The organism is Chromohalobacter israelensis DSM 3043, from assembly GCF_000055785.1.
Classification (GTDB): domain Bacteria; phylum Pseudomonadota; class Gammaproteobacteria; order Pseudomonadales; family Halomonadaceae; genus Chromohalobacter; species Chromohalobacter israelensis.
Genome location: NC_007963.1, coordinates 2,077,758 through 2,097,625 on the forward strand (window position 1 = coordinate 2,077,758; position 19,868 = coordinate 2,097,625).

Annotated in this window: 13 protein-coding genes, 2 tRNA genes and 3 rRNA genes; 15 read left to right on the top strand and 3 right to left on the bottom strand. The window is 60.8% G+C overall.

All coding sequences use genetic code 11. The annotated features are described in order from the left end of the window. Positions 1–296 precede the first annotated feature (296 nt). The 7 genes from CSAL_RS09260 (at position 297) to CSAL_RS09290 (ending at position 8,148) form a co-directional block, all read left to right on the top strand. A 16S ribosomal RNA gene (locus tag CSAL_RS09260) occupies positions 297–1,834 on the top strand. A gap of 97 nt (positions 1,835–1,931) precedes the next feature. Next, positions 1,932–2,008: transfer RNA gene (locus tag CSAL_RS09265), tRNA-Ile, on the top strand. 121 nt (positions 2,009–2,129) lie between these two features. Continuing rightward, positions 2,130–2,205, top strand: a tRNA-Ala gene (locus CSAL_RS09270). A 179-nt stretch (positions 2,206–2,384) separates the two neighbouring features. Then, positions 2,385–5,272: ribosomal RNA gene (locus CSAL_RS09275) — 23S ribosomal RNA — on the top strand. A 111-nt stretch (positions 5,273–5,383) separates the two neighbouring features. Continuing rightward, a 5S ribosomal RNA gene (rrf, locus tag CSAL_RS09280) occupies positions 5,384–5,499 on the top strand. The 16S, 23S and 5S rRNA genes sit together here with 2 tRNA genes alongside, the layout of an rRNA operon. Before the next feature lie 194 nt (positions 5,500–5,693). Then, positions 5,694–7,283 carry a peptide chain release factor 3 gene (locus CSAL_RS09285; protein ID WP_043558286.1) on the top strand — a complete coding sequence of 530 codons (1,590 nt, stop codon included), beginning with the start codon at positions 5,694–5,696 and terminating at the stop codon, positions 7,281–7,283. A gap of 97 nt (positions 7,284–7,380) precedes the next feature. Continuing rightward, complete coding sequence (locus CSAL_RS09290; RefSeq protein ID WP_011507127.1) at positions 7,381–8,148, top strand: TatD family hydrolase; 768 nt, start codon at positions 7,381–7,383, stop codon at positions 8,146–8,148. Positions 8,149–8,159: 11 nt separating this feature from the next. On the opposite strand, the gene ygfZ is transcribed toward CSAL_RS09290, so the two are convergent. Further along, the gene (gene ygfZ / locus CSAL_RS09295; RefSeq protein ID WP_011507128.1) at positions 8,160–9,206 is read right to left on the bottom strand and encodes a CAF17-like 4Fe-4S cluster assembly/insertion protein YgfZ; all 1,047 of its coding nucleotides are present in this window, start codon (positions 9,204–9,206) and stop codon (positions 8,160–8,162) included. A 188-nt stretch (positions 9,207–9,394) separates the two neighbouring features. On the opposite strand from ygfZ, the gene CSAL_RS09300 reads away from it, so the two are divergent. The 6 genes from CSAL_RS09300 (at position 9,395) to CSAL_RS09325 (ending at position 16,363) form a co-directional block, all read left to right on the top strand. Further along, positions 9,395–9,586 carry a hypothetical protein gene (locus CSAL_RS09300; protein WP_011507129.1) on the top strand — a complete coding sequence of 64 codons (192 nt, stop codon included), beginning with the start codon at positions 9,395–9,397 and terminating at the stop codon, positions 9,584–9,586. Between the two features lie 20 nt (positions 9,587–9,606). Beyond that, complete coding sequence (locus CSAL_RS09305; protein WP_011507130.1) at positions 9,607–10,008, top strand: OsmC family protein; 402 nt, start codon at positions 9,607–9,609, stop codon at positions 10,006–10,008. A gap of 52 nt (positions 10,009–10,060) precedes the next feature. Further along, positions 10,061–12,091, top strand: coding sequence for an excinuclease ABC subunit UvrB (uvrB, locus tag CSAL_RS09310; RefSeq protein WP_011507131.1), 2,031 nt, complete (start codon positions 10,061–10,063; stop codon positions 12,089–12,091). 256 nt (positions 12,092–12,347) lie between these two features. Then, on the top strand, positions 12,348–13,853 hold the full coding sequence (locus CSAL_RS09315; RefSeq protein WP_011507132.1) for a fumarate hydratase: 1,506 nt from the start codon (positions 12,348–12,350) through the stop codon (positions 13,851–13,853). 91 nt (positions 13,854–13,944) lie between these two features. Continuing rightward, positions 13,945–15,369 (top strand): cardiolipin synthase, encoded by a 1,425-nt coding sequence (cls, locus tag CSAL_RS09320; protein ID WP_011507133.1) that lies wholly within the window; start codon positions 13,945–13,947, stop codon positions 15,367–15,369. Between the two features lie 73 nt (positions 15,370–15,442). After that, on the top strand, positions 15,443–16,363 hold the full coding sequence (locus CSAL_RS09325; RefSeq protein WP_011507134.1) for a LysR substrate-binding domain-containing protein: 921 nt from the start codon (positions 15,443–15,445) through the stop codon (positions 16,361–16,363). A gap of 48 nt (positions 16,364–16,411) precedes the next feature. On the opposite strand, the gene CSAL_RS09330 is transcribed toward CSAL_RS09325, so the two are convergent. Further along, positions 16,412–17,515 (bottom strand): bifunctional nicotinamide-nucleotide adenylyltransferase/Nudix hydroxylase, encoded by a 1,104-nt coding sequence (locus CSAL_RS09330; RefSeq protein WP_011507135.1) that lies wholly within the window; start codon positions 17,513–17,515, stop codon positions 16,412–16,414. Positions 17,516–17,659: 144 nt separating this feature from the next. Between CSAL_RS09330 and CSAL_RS09335 the strand changes: the two genes are divergently transcribed. Further along, positions 17,660–18,619: a YihY/virulence factor BrkB family protein gene (locus CSAL_RS09335; protein ID WP_050934523.1), complete on the top strand. Its 960-nt coding sequence runs from the start codon at positions 17,660–17,662 to the stop codon at positions 18,617–18,619. Beyond that, positions 18,612–18,884, top strand: a complete 273-nt coding sequence (yccX, locus tag CSAL_RS09340; protein WP_011507137.1) for an acylphosphatase — start codon at positions 18,612–18,614, stop codon at positions 18,882–18,884. The genes CSAL_RS09335 and yccX overlap by 8 nt, the downstream gene beginning before the upstream one ends. Positions 18,885–18,890: 6 nt before the next feature. Here yccX and CSAL_RS09345 read toward each other — a convergent pair whose 3' ends face one another. Beyond that, positions 18,891–19,835, bottom strand: coding sequence for a nucleoside hydrolase (locus CSAL_RS09345; RefSeq protein ID WP_011507138.1), 945 nt, complete (start codon positions 19,833–19,835; stop codon positions 18,891–18,893). Positions 19,836–19,868: the final 33 nt, after the last annotated feature.

The following is a 19,868-nucleotide window of genomic DNA, read 5'->3' on the forward strand; positions in this document are numbered from 1 at the left end:
CTCGAGTCGCCACTCATCGCACGGATGTTCGGACGCGGTGACGGATTGTCCCGACAGGCCTTTTGCCTTGACAATCACGGCGGTATCGGTAGAATACGCCTTCCTCGTTAGGCGCTTTGGCGAAAACGAGATGCTCTTTAACAAGTCGATCAGGTAATTCATGTGGGCGCTTGCCCGGGATAGGGGTGCCAGTCACGACCTATCAAGGCAAGCGACTCGTCAGAGACCTTCGGGTCTTTTTGAGAACGTTTTGGTCTTGAACCAAGTTTGGTCCGCTCAACGGACTATCAGACTTTCAACTGAAGAGTTTGATCATGGCTCAGATTGAACGCTGGCGGCAGGCCTAACACATGCAAGTCGAGCGGTAACAGGTCCAGCTTGCTGGACGCTGACGAGCGGCGGACGGGTGAGTAATGCATAGGAATCTACCCAGTCGTGGGGGATAACCTGGGGAAACCCAGGCTAATACCGCATACGTCCTACGGGAGAAAGCGGGGGCTCTTCGGACCTCGCGCGATTGGATGAGCCTATGTCGGATTAGCTGGTTGGTGGGGTAACGGCTCACCAAGGCGACGATCCGTAGCTGGTCTGAGAGGATGATCAGCCACACTGGGACTGAGACACGGCCCAGACTCCTACGGGAGGCAGCAGTGGGGAATATTGGACAATGGGCGAAAGCCTGATCCAGCCATGCCGCGTGTGTGAAGAAGGCTTTCGGGTTGTAAAGCACTTTCAGTGGGGAAGAAGGCTTGTCGGCCAATACCCGGCAAGAGCGACATCACCCACAGAAGAAGCACCGGCTAACTCCGTGCCAGCAGCCGCGGTAATACGGAGGGTGCAAGCGTTAATCGGAATTACTGGGCGTAAAGCGCGCGTAGGCGGCTTGTCACGCCGGGTGTGAAAGCCCCGGGCTCAACCTGGGAACGGCATCCGGAACGGGCAGGCTAGAGTGCAGGAGAGGAAGGTAGAATTCCCGGTGTAGCGGTGAAATGCGTAGAGATCGGGAGGAATACCAGTGGCGAAGGCGGCCTTCTGGACTGACACTGACGCTGAGGTGCGAAAGCGTGGGTAGCAAACAGGATTAGATACCCTGGTAGTCCACGCCGTAAACGATGTCGACTAGCCGTTGGGTCCCTTGAGGACTTAGTGGCGCAGTTAACGCGATAAGTCGACCGCCTGGGGAGTACGGCCGCAAGGTTAAAACTCAAATGAATTGACGGGGGCCCGCACAAGCGGTGGAGCATGTGGTTTAATTCGATGCAACGCGAAGAACCTTACCTACCCTTGACATCCTGCGAACCCGGAAGAGATTCCGGGGTGCCTTCGGGAGCGCAGAGACAGGTGCTGCATGGCTGTCGTCAGCTCGTGTTGTGAAATGTTGGGTTAAGTCCCGTAACGAGCGCAACCCTTGTCCCTATTTGCCAGCGATTCGGTCGGGAACTCTAGGGAGACTGCCGGTGACAAACCGGAGGAAGGTGGGGACGACGTCAAGTCATCATGGCCCTTACGGGTAGGGCTACACACGTGCTACAATGGCCGGTACAAAGGGTTGCGAAGCCGCGAGGTGAAGCCAATCCCAGAAAGCCGGCCTCAGTCCGGATTGGAGTCTGCAACTCGACTCCATGAAGTCGGAATCGCTAGTAATCGTGCATCAGAATGGCACGGTGAATACGTTCCCGGGCCTTGTACACACCGCCCGTCACACCATGGGAGTGGACTGCACCAGAAGTGGTTAGCCTAACTTCGGAGGGCGATCACCACGGTGTGGTTCATGACTGGGGTGAAGTCGTAACAAGGTAGCCGTAGGGGAACCTGCGGCTGGATCACCTCCTTAAACGACGGTGCACACCCTGCCCGGGTAAGCGCTCACAATGAATTGCCTGATCGAAGCAGAGCAACGACTGTTTGGGTCCTAGACCCAGTGGTAAGCCGGGTCTGTAGCTCAGTTGGTTAGAGCGCACCCCTGATAAGGGTGAGGTCGGCAGTTCAAGTCTGCCCAGACCCACCAAATTTGCGTGATACGTCGTTGAAAGACACCTTGTATAGCAGGCTATACGGCGCTGTCTTTCGCCTGGTCTCACACAAATTGCATGTCCTTTCGGTAAATGCCGCGAGAGACGTGCCGACAAGGGGCCTTAGCTCAGCTGGGAGAGCGCCTGCCTTGCACGCAGGAGGTCACCGGTTCGATCCCGGTAGGCTCCACCATCCCGACAGTCGACTCATCAAGCCCTAAGCCGTGTGCTTTCCCGTAAAGCCTACCGCTTAGTGCTTCGGCGCTAACGCTCTTTAACAATGTGGAACAAGCTGACAAAGCAAGACGATACGTCTCAAGCGTATCCGGCAATTATCGTGTTCATCCACGATCAGACCCTTTGGGGTTATATGGTCAAGCGATGAAGCGCATACGGTGGATGCCTAGGCAGCCAGAGGCGATGAAGGACGTTGTAGCCTGCGAAAAGGCTCGGTGAGGTGGCAAACAACCTGCGACCCGGGCATGTCCGAATGGGGAAACCCACTCATCACAAGATGAGTATCCCGCACTGAATTCATAGGGGCGGGAGGCGAACCGGGGGAACTGAAACATCTAAGTACCCCGAGGAAAAGAAATCAACCGAGATTCCCTCAGTAGCGGCGAGCGAACGGGGACCAGCCCTTAAGTCAATGCACGGTTAGGTGAACGGCCTGGAAAGGCCGGCCATAGTGGGTGATAGCCCCGTAACCGAAAACCCGCATTGGTGAAATCGAGTAGGTCGGGGCACGTGAAACCTTGACTGAAGACGGGGGGACCATCCTCCAAGGCTAAATACTCCTGGCTGACCGATAGTGAACCAGTACCGTGAGGGAAAGGCGAAAAGAACCCCGGAGAGGGGAGTGAAATAGATCCTGAAACCGTATGCGTACAAGCAGTGGGAGCACGTTTCGGCGTGTGACCGCGTACCTTTTGTATAATGGGTCAGCGACTTATATTCAGTGGCGAGCTTAACCGAGTAGGGGAGGCGTAGGGAAACCGAGTCTTAACTGGGCGACCAGTCGCTGGATATAGACCCGAAACCGGGCGATCTATCCATGGCCAGGGTGAAGGTTGAGTAACATCAACTGGAGGCCCGAACCCAAGTATGTTGAAAAATGCTGGGATGAGCTGTGGATCGGAGTGAAAGGCTAATCAAGCCCGGAGATAGCTGGTTCTCCTCGAAAGCTATTTAGGTAGCGCCTCACGTATCACCGCCGGGGGTAGAGCACTGTTTCGGCTAGGGGGCCATCCCGGCTTACCAACCCGAGGCAAACTCCGAATACCGGTGAGTGCAGCGTGGGAGACACACAGCGGGTGCTAACGTCCGTTGTGAAAAGGGAAACAACCCAGACCGTCAGCTAAGGCCCCAAAATCCTGGTTAAGTGGGAAACGATGTGGGAAGGCTTAGACAGCTAGGAGGTTGGCTTAGAAGCAGCCATCCTTTAAAGAAAGCGTAATAGCTCACTAGTCGAGTCGGCCTGCGCGGAAGATGTAACGGGGCTCAAACCAGGTGCCGAAGCTACGGGCTCATCCTCAGGATGAGCGGTAGAGGAGCGTCGTGTACGCCTGCGAAGGTGAGTCGAGAGGCTTGCTGGAGGTATCACGAGTGCGAATGCTGACATGAGTAACGATAAGGGGCGTGAAAACCGCCCCCGCCGGAAGACCAAGGGTTTCTGTTCGACGTCAATCGGAGCAGAGTGAGTCGGCCCCTAAGGCGAGGCCGAAAGGCGTAGTCGATGGGAAACGGGTTAATATTCCCGTACCGGATGTGATTGCGATGGGGGGACGAAGAAGGCTAGGTGAGCCAGGCGTTGGTTGTCCTGGTGAAAGCCCGTAGGCCGAGGATTCAGGCAAATCCGGATCCTCAAGGCCGAGAGGCGAGACGAACAGACTACGGTCTGGAAGTCATCGATGCCACGCTTCCAGGAAAAGCCTCTAAGCTTCAGATCACATGCGACCGTACCCCAAACCGACACAGGTGGTCAGGGTGAGAATCCCAAGGCGCTTGAGAGAACTCGGGTGAAGGAACTAGGCAAAATGGCACCGTAACTTCGGGAGAAGGTGCGCCGGTGGCGGTGACGGCCCTCGCGGCCCGAGCTGCCACCGGTCGAAGATACCAGGTGGCTGCAACTGTTTATTAAAAACACAGCACTCTGCTAACGCGTAAGCGGACGTATAGGGTGTGACGCCTGCCCGGTGCCGGAAGGTTAAGTGATGGCGTTAGCTCCGGCGACGCGCTTGATCGAAGCCCCGGTAAACGGCGGCCGTAACTATAACGGTCCTAAGGTAGCGAAATTCCTTGTCGGGTAAGTTCCGACCTGCACGAATGGCGTAATGATGGCCACGCTGTCTCCACCCGAGACTCAGTGAAATTGAAATCGCCGTGAAGATGCGGTGTCCCCGCGGCTAGACGGAAAGACCCCGTGAACCTTTACTATAGCTTCACACTGGACGCTGATGTTGCTTGTGTAGGATAGCTGGGAGGCTTGGAACCCGGGACGCCAGTCCCGGGGGAGCCAACCTTGAAATACCAGCCTGGCATCATCGGCGTTCTAACTTGGGCCCGTTATCCGGGTCGAGGACAGTGTGTGGTGGGTAGTTTGACTGGGGCGGTCTCCTCCCAAAGCGTAACGGAGGAGCACGAAGGTACCCTCAGCACGGTTGGAAATCGTGCAATGAGTGCAAGAGCATAAGGGTGCTTGACTGCGAGACAGACACGTCGAGCAGGTACGAAAGTAGGTTCTAGTGATCCGGTGGTTCTGTATGGAAGGGCCATCGCTCAACGGATAAAAGGTACTCCGGGGATAACAGGCTGATACCGCCCAAGAGTTCACATCGACGGCGGTGTTTGGCACCTCGATGTCGGCTCATCACATCCTGGGGCTGAAGTCGGTCCCAAGGGTATGGCTGTTCGCCATTTAAAGTGGTACGCGAGCTGGGTTTAGAACGTCGTGAGACAGTTCGGTCCCTATCTGCCGTGGGCGTTGGAGATTTGAGAAGGGCTGCTCCTAGTACGAGAGGACCGGAGTGGACGCACCTCTGGTGTTCCGGTTGTCACGCCAGTGGCATTGCCGGGTAGCTATGTGCGGACGGGATAACCGCTGAAGGCATCTAAGCGGGAAGCCCCCTTCAAGATGAGATCTCCCCGAGGCCTCGAGCCTCCTGAAGGGCCCAGCGAGACCAGCTGGTTGATAGGCACGGTGTGGAAGCGCTGCAAGGCGTTGAGCTAACGTGTACTAATGGCCCGTGAGGCTTGACCATATAACACCCAAAGGGTCTTGTATGAACACGACCGGGTACGCATGAGACGTAACGTGTCGGCTTGTTCCCATTGCGTCGATGGCCTTCTTGAGGCGATCGACACCAGTTCCGCCTGACGACCATAGCGAGCGGGTCCCACCTGACCCCATGCCGAACTCAGCAGTGAAACCGCTCAGCGCCGATGGTAGTGTGGGGCTTCCCCATGCGAGAGTAGGTCATCGTCAGGCACTTATCCCGGAAACCCCCGTTGGCCCAGGCCAGCGGGGGTTTTTTCGTGGGCGGGTGGTGCTGTGCCCCACGAGGTCAGGGCGCAAGGCCTACCCTCATGCGCGTCTAAGCAGTACAATTTGCGCCCAGTTACCATTCTCTCGGCTCGATGCATTTTCTGCGTCGAGCTGCCGCCAATCAGCGAAGTATATTGATGCCAGACACTCAGATCGCTCAAGAAGCGGGGCTACGCAGAACCTTTGCGATCATTTCGCACCCCGACGCCGGCAAGACCACCATCACGGAAAAAATGCTGCTGTTCGGCAATGCGATCCAGCTAGCCGGGTCGGTCAAGAGCAAGCGTGACGAACGTCACGCCACCTCCGACTGGATGAAGATGGAGCAGGAGCGTGGCATCTCGGTGACGACCTCGGTCATGCAGTTTCCCTACCAGGGCCGGATCGTCAATCTGCTCGACACGCCCGGGCACGAAGACTTTTCCGAGGACACCTACCGCACGCTGACGGCCGTGGATTCGGCACTGATGGTCATCGACGGCGCCAAGGGGGTCGAAGATCGTACCATCAAGCTCATGGATGTGTGTCGTTTGCGTACGACGCCGATCCTGACCTTCATCAACAAGATGGACCGAGACATCCGGGATCCGATCGAAGTGATGGATGAGGTCGAGACGGTACTGAACATTCAGTGTGCGCCCATGACGTGGCCGATTGGCATGGGGCGGCATTTTCGCGGCGTCTACCATCTCTACAACGATGTCATTCACCTCTACAAGCAGGGGCAGGGCAATCGCATTCCCGAGGATGTGCGCATCGAAGGTCTCGACAACCCCGAGGTCGACGAGACGCTGGGAGCGGATGCCGCTGACGAGCTGCGCATGGAAGTCGAGCTGGTGCGTGGTGCCTCGCATACCTTCGACCTCGAGGCCTATCGTCGCGGTGAACTGACGCCAGTGTATTTCGGCACCGCCATGGGCAACTTCGGGGTGCGCGAGATGCTCGATGGCTTCGTCGAATACGCGCCGGCGCCGTTGCCGCGCGACACCGACAAGCGCAGCGTAAAGGCCGATGACGAGCGCTTTACCGGTTTCGTCTTCAAGATCCAGGCCAACATGGATCCCAAGCACCGTGACCGTGTTGCCTTCTTGCGCGTCTGTTCCGGGAAGTACGACAAGAACATGAAGATGCGCCACGTGCGGATCGGCAAAGACGTCAAGATTGCCGACGCGCTAACGTTCATGGCGTCCGATCGCTCGCATGTCGAGGAAGCCTGGCCCGGCGATATCATCGGCCTGCACAACCATGGCACGATCCAGATCGGTGACACCTTCACGCTCAACGAGGACATGCGCTTCACGGGAATTCCGCACTTCGCGCCCGAGTTGTTCAAGCGCGTGCGTCTGCGCGATCCGCTGAAGATGAAGGCCTTGCAGAAAGGGCTGACCCAGCTCTCCGAGGAGGGGGCAACGCAGGTCTTCATGCCGCTGGATAACAATGACCTGATCGTCGGCGCCGTGGGGTCGTTGCAGTTCGATGTGGTCGCTCATCGCCTGAAGCAGGAATATAAAGTCGACTGCCTGTATGAGCCCGTGAACGTGCAGACGGCGCGCTGGGTGTATTGCAACGACGCCAAGATGCTCGACGAATTCAAGCGCAAGGCCAGCACCAACCTGGCCCTGGACGGCGGGGGATACCTGACGTATCTGGCCCCGACGCGCGTCAACCTGCAGATGACGCAAGAGCGTTGGCCGGATGTCGAGTTCCGTGCCACCCGGGAGCATTGACGCAACGGCTTGACCGCCCGCTTTCCGCGTCTCGGAGCGACACGTCTTGCGCCAGACGCCATGGCGTGCCGCCAGGATAGCTGCAAGGGAGGGAATCATGTCTGCCCGGTTGATCGACGCGCATTGCCATCTCGATTTCGATGTCTTCGATGCCGATCGCGAGGACGTCATGTCGCGAGCGGCGGCGGTGGGCGTCGGTCATTTCATCGTGCCGGGGACGACACGCCGGCGCTGGCCGAACGTCGAACGGCTGGGGCGTCGGGAAGATGTCAGCGTATGTTTCGGGCTGCATCCCTATTTTCTCGATGCCCACGACGTGCGCGACCTCGAAGCGCTGGACACTCAGCTCGAAGCGTATCCCGACGCGGTCGCCATTGGCGAGTGCGGTATCGATGCACGGTTGTCGGACATCGACCGGCAATGGCAGCTGTTCGATGCACAGTTGCGCCTGGCGAAACAGCACCGCTTGCCTGTGGTGATCCACTGCGTGCAAGCCAACGATCAAGTCGCCAAGCGCCTGCATCAACTCGATCTGCCCGCCGGCGGTCTGATCCATGCTTTTGCGGGGAGTCCCGAACAGGCGCGCCGATTTCTGGACGCGGGATTCGTCGTGGGCATAGGTGGTGCCTCCACCTATGAGCGTGCCCGGCGGCTGCATCGAGCCGTGCAGTCATTGCCGGACGATGGTTACGTGCTGGAAACGGATAGCCCCGACATGCCTCTGTCGGGATATCAAGGCCAACGCAACGAGCCGTCGCATGTGCATGATATCTGTCACTGCGTGGCGGCCTTGAGAGATCAACCTCATGCCACGGTGGCGGCGCACAGCACCGCCACCGCACAGCGGCTTTTCAGGCTGGTGTAGCCAGGCGCTTCTCAAGCCTGGCCGGCCAGGCTCTCCGGATCGACACGCTCGACAGCATAGGGCAGGTCCAGGGGAGTGAGTGCATTGCCTTCGACGACCAGGGCCCGTGGCTCGTCGCGTTGCGTGATGACGGCCAGTACCTCGGTCTGCCCATCCGCGTCCAGTGCGGCGCTCAATACCTCGCCTTGCGACTTGCCTGCGGTGTCCTCGACAGGGGTGCCGGGGGCCGGCAAGACATGACTCGCCAGTCGGCCACGCTGCAGACGCTTCTTGACCTGCCCGCGGAAGTGCGCGCGTGCCACGACCTCCTGCCCGGTATAGCATCCTTTGCGGAAGCTGATGCCAGCCAGCGCTTCCCAATTGAGCATCTGAGGGAGATAGCTGTCTCGCTGAGCGGCGCCGAGCCAGGCGAGGCCGGCTTGGATGTCGTGCAGGCGCCACACCGCATTGCCCACCGCCGTCGTGGTGGGTTGCAGAGATTGCCAGGCCTCGAGTGCCGTCGCTTCCGGTGCAATGACCATGTAGCGCGCCACGGGACCCGGGTGGCGGAGCAATACCGCCTGACCGACTCGTTGCATCCCCCATGTCTCGGGAGGCGCGGTGGTGAAGTGGGATTCGAGCCGATCCGCGGCGTCCCGACCCATCACGCCGAATGTCCTGACCGCCGGTTGAGAGATCTCGACCTTGTAGAACGCTGCGTACTTGGCAAGCTGCTCGTGCAATGGCTCGATCAGCTCACTGTCCAGCAGCAGCCAATAACGGCCTTCTTCCAGCCTCATCAATTGCCCGTTGGCCAGCATGCGGCCCTTGGGCGAGCAGAACGCCGTCAGGGGGGCGAAATCGCCATTGGCCAGCGTGACCTGGGCACTGGTCTGCCCTTGCAGGAAGCGCTCGGCATCGGCACCGGCGATTTCCATGATCGAGAATTGCGGCAGCGGGGCGAGCGCAGTGGTTTCCAGGGGGAGGTGGGCCTGGCCAGTCGCCTCACCGAAGTGCCACTCGTGCGTGGCCGATCGCACTAAGCCTTGAGCCTCGAGATGCTCGATCCAATCGTTCATGGAATAACTCCGTATCGCGAACGCGACGGTCACTCGACCGTATTCGAATGTCTGCGTCCAATATCAGGGTGATGAAGCGATTTTCCAACCGTCGCGGCGGTGACCGCATGCCATGATAAACTGTAGGCATCTGACGGCGGAGCCATCGCTCGCGTCGTCGCCGACGGACCCAAGCAGGAGAATGATCCATGGCTCGCATCGCGCTGACGTTCGAGGGTGTCAAGAGTGCCGAAGACGTCAATCGTATCACTACCGCCTTGATGGAAATGGATGGCGTCGAGGAGGCGGAAGTCGGTCGGCATGGTGCCGAGGTGGAAGGGCGTGTAAGGCGCGAGGCATTGCTGCGCACCGTGACCGCTCTTGGCTACAAGGCGCACTGAATGATTCACAGGAGACGGCAATGACGATCACGGTCACCACCCAGCGCGATGGTTCGCTGCGACAGCAGGCACGGATACATGATGTGGCGGAACTGGCGGTGGATGCGCCACGGGTCGTCGGTGGTGACGAAAGCGCGCCGGATCCGCATGACTATTTCGACCTTTCTCTAGGTGCCTGCAAGGCGATGACCGCCCTGATGTATGCACGACGCAAGGGACTGCCGGTCGAGACGATCACCGCCACGGTCGAGCGCGATGCCAGCGGGGAAGCACAGGGCCAGTATCGGCTCACCGTAACGCTGTCGTTCACGGGGATCGACGATCCCGAGACGAAGAACCGCCTTCTGGCCATCGCCGATCGCTGCCCGATACAACGGCTGATGACCGTCAGCGACGTGGAGATCACCACGCGGTCGGCCTGATCGACGTGGCTTTCGACTTGAAGGGTTCCCCTATCGACCTTATGTGAGACCCATGAGCAAACCCTTTCGTATTCAGTCGCAGTATCGGCCCGCGGGTGACCAGCCAGCGGCTATCGACGGCCTGATAAAAGGCTTCAATGCCGGGCTGGCGCATCAGACCCTGCTGGGGGTGACCGGCTCGGGAAAGACGTTCACCATGGCCAACGTGGTCGAGCGCCTGCAGCGCCCGACCATCGTGATGGCGCCCAACAAGACGCTGGCCGCCCAGCTTTATGGCGAGTTCAAGAGTTTCTTTCCCGACAATGCGGTGGAGTACTTCGTTTCCTATTACGATTACTACCAGCCGGAAGCCTATGTTCCCTCATCGGATACCTTCATCGAGAAGGACGCCTCGATCAATGACCATATCGAGCAGATGCGTCTTTCGGCCACCAAGGCACTGCTGGAGCGCCGCGATGCCTTGATCGTGGTCTCGGTCTCGGCGATCTACGGCCTGGGCGATCCCGATCAATATCTGAAGATGCGTCTGCACTTCAATCGCGGCGAGTTGATCGACCAGCGCACCTTCCTGCGACGTCTCGCCGAGTTGCAGTACACGCGCAACGACATGGACTTTCGGCGAGGGACGTACCGGGTCCGGGGCGATGTCATCGACATCTTTCCCGCCGATGCGGAAGACGAGGCCGTCAGGGTCGAGCTGTTCGACGACGAGATCGAGACGATCAGCCTGTTCGATCCTCTTACCGGGGAGGTGCGCGACAAGGTTCCGCGCATGACGATCTATCCCAAGAGTCACTACGTGACGCCTCGCGAGACGATTCTCGCCGCCGTCGAGGACATCAAGGTCGAGCTGGCCGATCGCCTGGCCTGGATGCGCCAGCATGACAAGCTCGTCGAGGCTCAGCGGCTCGAGCAGCGCACCCTGTATGACATCGAGATGATGCTCGAACTCGGGTACTGCAACGGCATCGAGAACTACTCGCGCTATCTGTCGGGACGGGAGCCCGGCGAAGCGCCGCCCACGTTCTTCGATTATCTGCCTGACGATACTCTGCTGTTCATCGACGAGTCCCACGTCAGCGTCCCGCAGGTGGGGGGCATGTACAAGGGCGACCGTTCGCGCAAGGAAACTCTGGTCGAGTACGGCTTCCGCTTGCCTTCGGCACTGGACAACCGTCCGATGAAGTTCGAGGAATGGGAGCGCATTTGCCCGCAAACCGCGTTTGTGTCAGCGACACCGGGCCCTTACGAAGCCGAGCATGCAGGGCAGGTGGTCGAGCAGGTCGTGCGGCCGACGGGGCTGGTCGATCCCGAAATCGAAGTCCGGCCGGCACAAACCCAGGTCGATGACCTGCTTTCCGAGATCAAGCTGCGAACCGACGTGGGCGAACGTGTCCTGGTCACGACATTGACCAAGCGCATGGCGGAGGATCTCACCGAGTATCTCGACGAGCACGACATTCGCGTGCGCTATCTGCACTCGGACATCGACACCGTCGAGCGGATCGAAATCATACGCGATCTGCGCCTGGGCAAGTTCGATGTGCTCGTGGGGATCAACCTGCTGCGCGAGGGGCTCGATATTCCCGAGGTCTCGTTGGTCGCGATTCTCGATGCCGACAAGGAAGGGTTCCTGCGTGCCGAGCGGTCGTTGATCCAGACCATAGGGCGTGCGGCACGCAACGCGCATGGCAAGGCCATTCTCTACGGAGACCGTGTCACCAACTCGATGCAGCGTGCCATCGACGAAACGGAACGGCGTCGCAACAAGCAGATCGCCTTCAACGAAGAGCACGGTATCACGCCCACGACGGTCACCAAGTCGGTTGCCGATATCATGGAAGGGGCCCAGACGCCCGGCAAGAAAGTCGGCCGCAAGCGTCCCGACAAGCGGGTTGCCGAAGCGCCTGGCGACTACAGCAGCGAACAGCTCAACCAGATGGATGCAGCGGGCCTCACGCGGGAAATCGGCAAGCTGGAGGATGCCATGCACGAGGCGGCGCAGAACCTGGAGTTCGAAGAGGCGGCACGCTTGCGCGATCAGTTGCAGTCGTTGAAGGCCAGGCTGATCGAACTGGGGTGATCATGGATCGCTGACAGAGGCAAAGGCCCATGGCATCTCCCCATGGGCCTCTTCGTACCGATGCATGCACCCGCATGGAGATGGAGCAAAAATATATACCGTTATCTACAATGCGCAAAGAGTCATTGCTTAGACTTTTGTCGGGGAGAATAGGGTGTGATACGACATTTAGGTATAATCCCGCGCTCATGAAAGCTCGCGTCGAGATGCCCTGACCATTCGCCGCGAGATGTTTTCCCCAAGGAGTCTTTCTCTCATGACCGTGATACGCCAGGACGATGTCATCCAGAGCGTGGCCGATGCCTTGCAGTTCATCTCTTATTACCACCCCAAAGATTTCATCGATGCCATGCACGAGGCGTATCAGCGTGAAGAAAACCCCGCTGCACGTGATGCCATCGCACAGATTCTGATCAATTCACGCATGTGTGCCGAGGGACATCGCCCCATCTGTCAGGACACCGGCATCGTGACCGTTTTCGTCGAGGTCGGGATGAATGTCCGCTGGGACGCGAGCATGAGCCTCGACGACATGATCAACGAGGGGGTACGGCAGGCATACCAGCATCCAGACAACGTCTTGCGCGCGTCGGTACTCGCCGATCCCGATGGCAAGCGCACCAATACGCGCGACAACACGCCGGCCGTCATTCACCACAAGCTGGTTCCCGGCGACAAGGTCGAGATTCATGTCGCGGCCAAAGGGGGCGGCAGCGAAGCCAAGTCCAAGTTTGCCATGCTCAACCCATCCGACAACGTCGCCGAGTGGGTGCTCGAACAGCTGCCCAAGATGGGCGCGGGCTGGTGCCCACCGGGCATGCTGGGTATCGGGATCGGCGGTACCGCCGAGAAAGCCATGGAACTCGCCAAGGAGTCCCTGCTCGACCCCATCGACATCCAGGCACTCAAGGCGAGGGGAGCCGAAACACGGGCCGAGGAGCTGCGCCTCGAACTCTTCGACCAGGTCAATCGCACGGGTATCGGCGCACAGGGCCTGGGTGGACTGACCACCGTGCTCGATATCAAGGTCAAGGATTATCCGACCCACGCGGCCAACAAGCCCGTGGCCATCATTCCCAATTGCGCGGCGACACGCCACGTCCACTTTATGCTGGACGGCAGTGGCACCGCATCGCTGCCCATCCCGACGCTCGACGACTGGCCGCAAATCACCCGCGAGGTCGGGGACAACGTCAAGCGCGTCAACCTCGACACGGTGACCGCCGAGGAGGCCGCTTCCTGGCAGCCGGGCGACACGCTGCTGCTCAACGGCAAGCTCCTGACCGGCCGCGACGCCGCACACAAGCGCATGGTCGACATGCTCTCCAAAGGAGAAGACTTGCCGGTCGATCTGCGCGGGCGCTTCATCTATTACGTAGGCCCGGTGGATCCGGTCGGCGATGAAGTCGTAGGCCCCGCCGGCCCCACGACGGCTACGCGCATGGACAAGTTCACGCGGACCATGCTGGAACAGACCGGCCTGCAAGGCATGGTCGGAAAGGCCGAGCGCGGTCCCATGGCGATCGAAGCCATTCGCGACAATCGCGCCGTGTATCTCATGGCGGTCGGGGGCGCGGCCTATCTCGTCGCCCAGGCGATCAAGAAATCCCGCGTGGTAGCCTTCGAAGATCTGGGCATGGAAGCGATCTACGAGTTCGACGTGGAAGACATGCCCGTCACCGTGGCCGTGGACAGTCGCGGAGAGTCCGTTCATCAGACGGGGCCCGCCAAGTGGAAAGAGATCATCGCCGCGAGCGCCTGAAGCGTGAGATGATCACTCGTGCCAGGCCCCGCACTCGCGGGGCCTGATTTTTAGCCGCCGAGCGATTGCGAGGGGCCAGGGAGGCGCCATCATGACATCCGGGGTAATTGGCATCCTGATCGTTGTCATCCATGTGCTGGGTGTGCTGTCCGCGCTCATGGCGCTGATGTCGAGCCGTACCTCGCAGGGCGCCGTGGCCTGGATCGTCACGTTGCTGACGTTCCCTTATCTGGCGGTGCCCATCTACTGGATTTTCGGCCGCCCCCGTTTCTACGGTTACACCTCTGCGCGCGGTGAGCGTGACAGCGTATTGCGTCAGGTGCTGTTACGCTTCCGGCCGCGTCTGGAGCCTTATTTCTCGCGTCCCTCGCATGATGTCGCCCGCATCCAGGCAGTGGAGCGTCTGGCGATGATGCCCATGAGTACCGGCAATCGGGCGGAATTGCTCATCGACGGTGAAGCGACCTTCAAGAGCCTGTTGGCAGGGATCGATTCGGCGCGAGAGTACATCCTCGTCCAGTTCTTCATCTTCCGCGCCGATGAAATCGGCACGCTGTTCAAGCAGCATTTGATCCAGCAAGCCGAGCGCGGCGTTCGCGTCTGCCTGCTTTACGATGAAATCGGCAGCCGCAGCCTGTCCGGAGGCTACCTGCGCGAACTGTCGGAAGCGGGCGTCGAGGTCACGGCCTTCAACTCCTCGCGTGGATGGCGTCATCGCTTCCAGATCAATTTCCGCAACCACCGCAAGATCCTGGTCGTCGATGGACGGGAAGGATGGACGGGCGGCTTCAACGTGGCCGACGAGTACCTGGGGCGCGTCCCGCGATACGGACCCTGGCGCGATACGCATCTCAAGCTGACCGGCCCGAGCGTGATGGGGTTGCAGGAAGCCTTCTGGGAGGACTGGTACTGGGCGACCGGCGACATTCTGTCGCTGGAGTGGGAGCCCTCGGTCACCTGTAACGAATGCCAGCATGTGGTCATCGTCCCCTCGGGCCCCGCGGACCGCTGCGAGACAGCCAGCCTGTTGATCCAGCACGTGATCCACGGGGCGCACGAGCGCCTTTGGGTGACCAGCCCCTATTTCGTCCCCGACCAGGGGGTGCAGGACGCACTGAAGCTGGCGGCGTTGCGCGGCGTCGACGTGAGAGTGATGATCCCGGAGCGTCCCGATCATCTGCTGGTCTTTCTCTCGGCCTTTTCTTTCTTGCCGGAGATGATCCGTCATGGCGTACGGATCTTTCGCTACCAGCCGGGCTTCTTGCATCAGAAAGCGGTGCTGGTCGACGACCATACCGCGCTGCTGGGATCGGTCAATCTCGACAATCGCTCGTTTCGGCTCAATTTCGAGATCACTGCCTATATTCCCGACGCGGCCTTCGCACACGATGTCGAGACCATGCTGCTGCACGATTTCGAATCATGTCGCGAGGTCACGCTGCAGGAACTCGACGACAGGCCTGCATGGCGCAAGCTGGTCTCGCGCGCCGCCTATTTGCTGGCTCCGATACAATGAGTGAAGCATGACGACGTCGCATCGCCAGGTCCATGTCATCCATCCACCATGCCCGCCGTGATCAGGAGTGCCGGTGAACCTTGAAACCAAGTGGCTCGAAGATTTCGTCGCCCTCGCCAATACCCGCAGCTTTTCCGCCTCGGCACGGCAACGTCACGTCACGCAGCCGGCCTTCAGTCGTCGCATTCGCTCCCTGGAGCAGGCCGTAGGCGCAACGCTGGTCGACCGCTCCACGACGCCCATCGGTCTGACACCGGAAGGGCAGTTGTTCCTGGTCACGGCGCGCAGCATGGTCGAGCAGTTGAGCGAATGCCTCGCGCATCTGCGCGGTCTGTCGATGGCCAACGAAGCGCTCGATATCGTCGCCGCGCACTCCCTGGCGCTGACCTTTTTTCCGCACTGGATTTCGCGCCTGCAGAAAGGCGTCGGCGAACTGCCCACACGACTGGTGGCCATGAACGTCGGCGATGCGATCCACGTGCTGCGCGAGGGGAACTGCGACCTGATGCTGGCGTACTACGATCCCTATGCCAGCATGCAGCTCGATGCCGAGGCCTTTCCGTCGTTTTCCATCGGCCAGGTCAACATGCTGCCGGTCTGCGTGCCGGATACCGACGGCGCTCCGCGCTTCTCGCTGGATGACGATACGGCAGGCGTTCCCTTCCTCGCCTACACCCAGGGGGCTTTCCTGGGACGTAGCGTGCGCATGCTGCTCAAGAACGATCCGCTGCGAATGCGCCTGAAGACCGTCTACGAGACCGCCATGGCGGAAGGGCTCAAGGGCATGGCGCTGCAAGGCGTGGGCATGGCATGGATCCCCGATTTCTGCATTCGCGAGGAACTGGCCTCGGGGCGCCTGGTTCGCGCGGGGGGCACGCAGTGGGACATCCCGCTGGAAATTCGCCTCTATCGCTGCTCGCTGGTGCACAAGCCCGGTGTCGAGAAGCTCTGGCGGCAGATGATGAAGCTGCCGCGCGATTTCCTCCAGGCGTAACGTCCCGAGCGGTATCGCCCTGGGCCGGACGAGGAGGGCGCGAGGCGCTCAGGGCGTGGCCATGCCCGCCGGCAGGCCCAGAAAGTTTTGTATGATGAAGAAGTGATCCTCGAACAGGGTTTCGGGATCGAGATCGGCCAGTGCCACCCAGTGCGCATGTTCGCCGCTGGGCGAGGGCTTGAGCCGCGGGAGGCGCTGTTCGGGGCGCAACGCGAAGTAAAAGGCCTGCGCCAGGGTGCGTCCACGCCAGCTGCGATGCGGCTCGTCGAACAACCGTTGACCGCGTAACGACCCCTTGAGAACGGCTTCGGGGATCTTGAGACGCACCCGCTCGCGCAATTCACGCAGGCAGGCGTCCAGCAAGCGCTCCTGGGGCTGGATGAAGCCACCGGGCAGGGCCAGCAATCCCTTGCCGGGCGCGGCGCGGCGCTCCACCAGCAGCACATGACCGGATTGCACCACGACGGCGTCGACGGTCACGAAAACGGGCGGGTAGGGCGCATCCGCCCAGGCCTCGCGGTATTGCTCGAACAGCCGTTGTTCTTCCCATAGCTGCTCGCAGGCCGAGGTTGCCAGAAAGCGCTGCAAGGCGTCGTTGACGGCCGGCGGCAGGCCATTGGCCTGACCCCGTGCCAGATGGGCCTGGGCCGAGGCCGGCCCCCGGAACAGTGCATCGCGGATCTGGCTGGCCGAGACATCGCTGACCGGCGGCACGCTCACCGATTCCCACTGGGGAAACAGCGAGAGGTAATAGCTCGACTGGCCGCGGCTGGCTCCGATCAGCCCGATGCGCGGCAGGTGTCCCTGCTGGGGGATGACGACATCGCGGACGTGGCGCTGCACATCGCGCACCCATACGTCATCGTTGTAGAGCGCATCCAGCAACGGCGTGATTTCCAGTCGGGCGTTGTCTTCGTCATCGAAACACGCGCGGAGCATGTCGCGACGCTCCTCGAAGCGCCAGGGGTTGCGCAGCGAACGCGCCTGCCAGGCGGAGCCTGCCATGACGATCACCTGGCGTGCTTGACGCAAGGCCTCGCGAATCACGGTCAGGTGGCCATGATGCGGGGGCTGGAAGCGCCCGATGAAGACGAGGCAGTCGAAGGCGTAAACGGATTCCGGCGTGGTGGGCATCGAAGTGGCGTTGGACATGAAGGCTCCTGCAACGGGCCGCGTCATTATGAGCAGAGGGTCGAGGCGCTGCAACACGCGGAGCAGGCCCCTATCGCGTTACGCTATGCTGATGCAGCATGGCCATTGCATGCCAAGCCATCCTCTTTTCGACAAGGAGTGTCCGTGATCAATCTCTCTCCCCGCTATTGGGGCCGTATCGTTGGCAACGCCGGAAAATTGTGGCTGGAGCACAATGCGTTCAGTTACGCCGGCTCCCTGGCGTTCTATACGCTGTTTTCACTGGCGCCGACCATCATCATTGCCGTGACCGTGATAGGCCTGATATTGGGAGAAGAAGCGGCTCAGGGGCAGATCGTCGCCCAGTTGCAGGACACCATGGGTCAGGATGCCGCCATGGCGGTGCAGCAGGCGGTCGCCCAGTCGCGTCTCGAGAGTTCCGGCCTGTTGCCGACCCTGCTCGGGATAGGGGCCCTGGTGGTAGGGGCGACGACGGTGTTCGCGCAGATGCAGTTTTCGCTCAACACCCTCTGGGGGGTCACGGCACGCCCCGATCGCAACAGCGTTCTGCTGTTCATCAAGCAACGCATGCTGTCGCTCACGGTGGTCCTGGCGGTCGGTTTCATCCTCATGGTGTCACTGGTGCTGGGCGTGCTCCTGAGGGCCTTCTTCATGTATGCCAGCGACTGGGTGCCGGGCGTCAATGCACTGCTCGGAGGCGCCGAGTTCATCGTCTCGCTGGCGGTGATCGCCTTGTTCTTCGCTGCGATCTTCAAGGTCCTGCCGGATGTCGTGGTCAGCTGGCGGGATGTTATGGTCGGCGCCATCGTCACGGCGGTACTGTTCGCGATCGGCCGTTACGGCATTGCCGCGTACCTTGCCTATACTGCCACGGCATCGACCTACGGCGCGGCGGGGTCGGTGGTGCTGATCTTGCTGTGGGTCTACTACAGCTCGTTGATCCTGCTCTACGGTGCCGCCTTCACCCGAACCCATCTCGAGGCTCGCGGCAAGCGCGTGGTGCCGCGCAACTCGGCGGTACTGGTCAAGCGCGAACTGATCGATGCCCAGGGCAACACCGCCCTGGGCGGAAACAAGAACGGTGAAGGAGAGAGCCATGCATGATCGGTGTCTCAAGGCCTGGGTGACCGGACGCGTGCAGGGCGTGGGATTTCGCGCGGCCACCCGCGATCAGGCGCTGACCGCCGGTGTGACCGGCTACGCTCGGAACCTTCCCGACGGTCGCGTCGAAGTGCTCTTGTGCGGCGAGTCGTCGGCGGTGGATCGTGTCGTGCGCTGGCTATGGCAAGGGCCGCCAGCGTCACGGGTCACGCATGTCGAATGCGAGCAGGCCGAGGATCCACCACCCGGCACGTTCGAGCTCGGTTGACGACCGTCAGGCCGTCAGGGTGTCGACGATCCACGCGACGACAGCGTCGCCGTCGGCGTTCATGCACACCTCGACGAGGGGCGTGCGCGACCAGCGCGGGTCGATGAAGGCACGCTCCTGCGGGGCGAACAGCGTCTGGCCCTCGGCATCCCCCTCGGTCACGACGCTCAAGTGGCCGCGCACGCTGGTGAAGAGTTCCGGCCGCATCAGCCAGGCCAGGGCGCAGCTGTCATGCGGACAGCACCCGTCGATATCGAGTGCATTGCGGTAAAACGCGCGATAGAACGCATAACTGCCCGCCAGCACCTCCCCGAGCCTGCCTTGCGCGGCAGCGATCCTGTCCATGTGCGCGGGCCCCAGGACGCAGCGATGCGTGGCGTCCAGTCCCACGAGGGTCAGCGGCCAGCCCGCCGTCAGCACCCGTGCCGCCGCGTGTGGATCGTTGAAAATATTGGCTTCGGCGACGGGCGTGACATTGCCACCCTCGCGAATCGAGCCCCCCATGACCACGACCTGCTTGACCCGATCGACGATGCCCGGATCGAGTTGCAATGCCGCCGCCAGATTGCCCAGAGGGCCGACGGCGACCAGCGTGATCTCGCCCGGACGGGCGTTCACCTGCTCGACGATGAACTGGGCGGCGCAGATCGTCTCGGCATGTCCCTGTGCGTCGGGCAGCGCATGGTTGCCGAGTCCGTTGTCGCCGTGTATATGCGTCGGTGCCGGGTGCTTGGGCTTGACCAGCGGCCCTGCGGCGCCTTGTGCGACGGGGACTCGCTGGCCGGCGAGCTCGGCCAGCAGCAGGGCGTTGTGGGTGGCGGTGTCGATGTCGACATTGCCATAGGTCGTGGTCATGCCCAGCAGCTCGATCTCGGGATGTGCCAGCGCAATGGCGATGGCCTGGGCATCATCGACGCCGGGGTCGGTATCGAAAATCAGTGGAACGGTCATGCGAATCCTTTTGCTGTACAGGAGACTCCAGAA

What these genes read in the sequence shown, in the direction of transcription:
- CSAL_RS09285 (WP_043558286.1), top strand. Translation starts at nt 5,694, where the DNA reads ATGCCAGACACTCAGATCGCTCAAGAAGCGGGGCTACGCAGAACCTTT.
- CSAL_RS09290 (WP_011507127.1), top strand. Translation starts at nt 7,381, where the DNA reads ATGTCTGCCCGGTTGATCGACGCGCATTGCCATCTCGATTTCGATGTC.
- ygfZ (WP_011507128.1), bottom strand. Translation starts at nt 9,206, where the DNA reads ATGAACGATTGGATCGAGCATCTCGAGGCTCAAGGCTTAGTGCGATCG.
- CSAL_RS09300 (WP_011507129.1), top strand. Translation starts at nt 9,395, where the DNA reads ATGGCTCGCATCGCGCTGACGTTCGAGGGTGTCAAGAGTGCCGAAGAC.
- CSAL_RS09305 (WP_011507130.1), top strand. Translation starts at nt 9,607, where the DNA reads ATGACGATCACGGTCACCACCCAGCGCGATGGTTCGCTGCGACAGCAG.
- uvrB (WP_011507131.1), top strand. Translation starts at nt 10,061, where the DNA reads ATGAGCAAACCCTTTCGTATTCAGTCGCAGTATCGGCCCGCGGGTGAC.
- CSAL_RS09315 (WP_011507132.1), top strand. Translation starts at nt 12,348, where the DNA reads ATGACCGTGATACGCCAGGACGATGTCATCCAGAGCGTGGCCGATGCC.
- cls (WP_011507133.1), top strand. Translation starts at nt 13,945, where the DNA reads ATGACATCCGGGGTAATTGGCATCCTGATCGTTGTCATCCATGTGCTG.
- CSAL_RS09330 (WP_011507135.1), bottom strand. Translation starts at nt 17,515, where the DNA reads ATGTCCAACGCCACTTCGATGCCCACCACGCCGGAATCCGTTTACGCC.
- yccX (WP_011507137.1), top strand. Translation starts at nt 18,612, where the DNA reads ATGCATGATCGGTGTCTCAAGGCCTGGGTGACCGGACGCGTGCAGGGC.
- CSAL_RS09345 (WP_011507138.1), bottom strand. Translation starts at nt 19,835, where the DNA reads ATGACCGTTCCACTGATTTTCGATACCGACCCCGGCGTCGATGATGCC.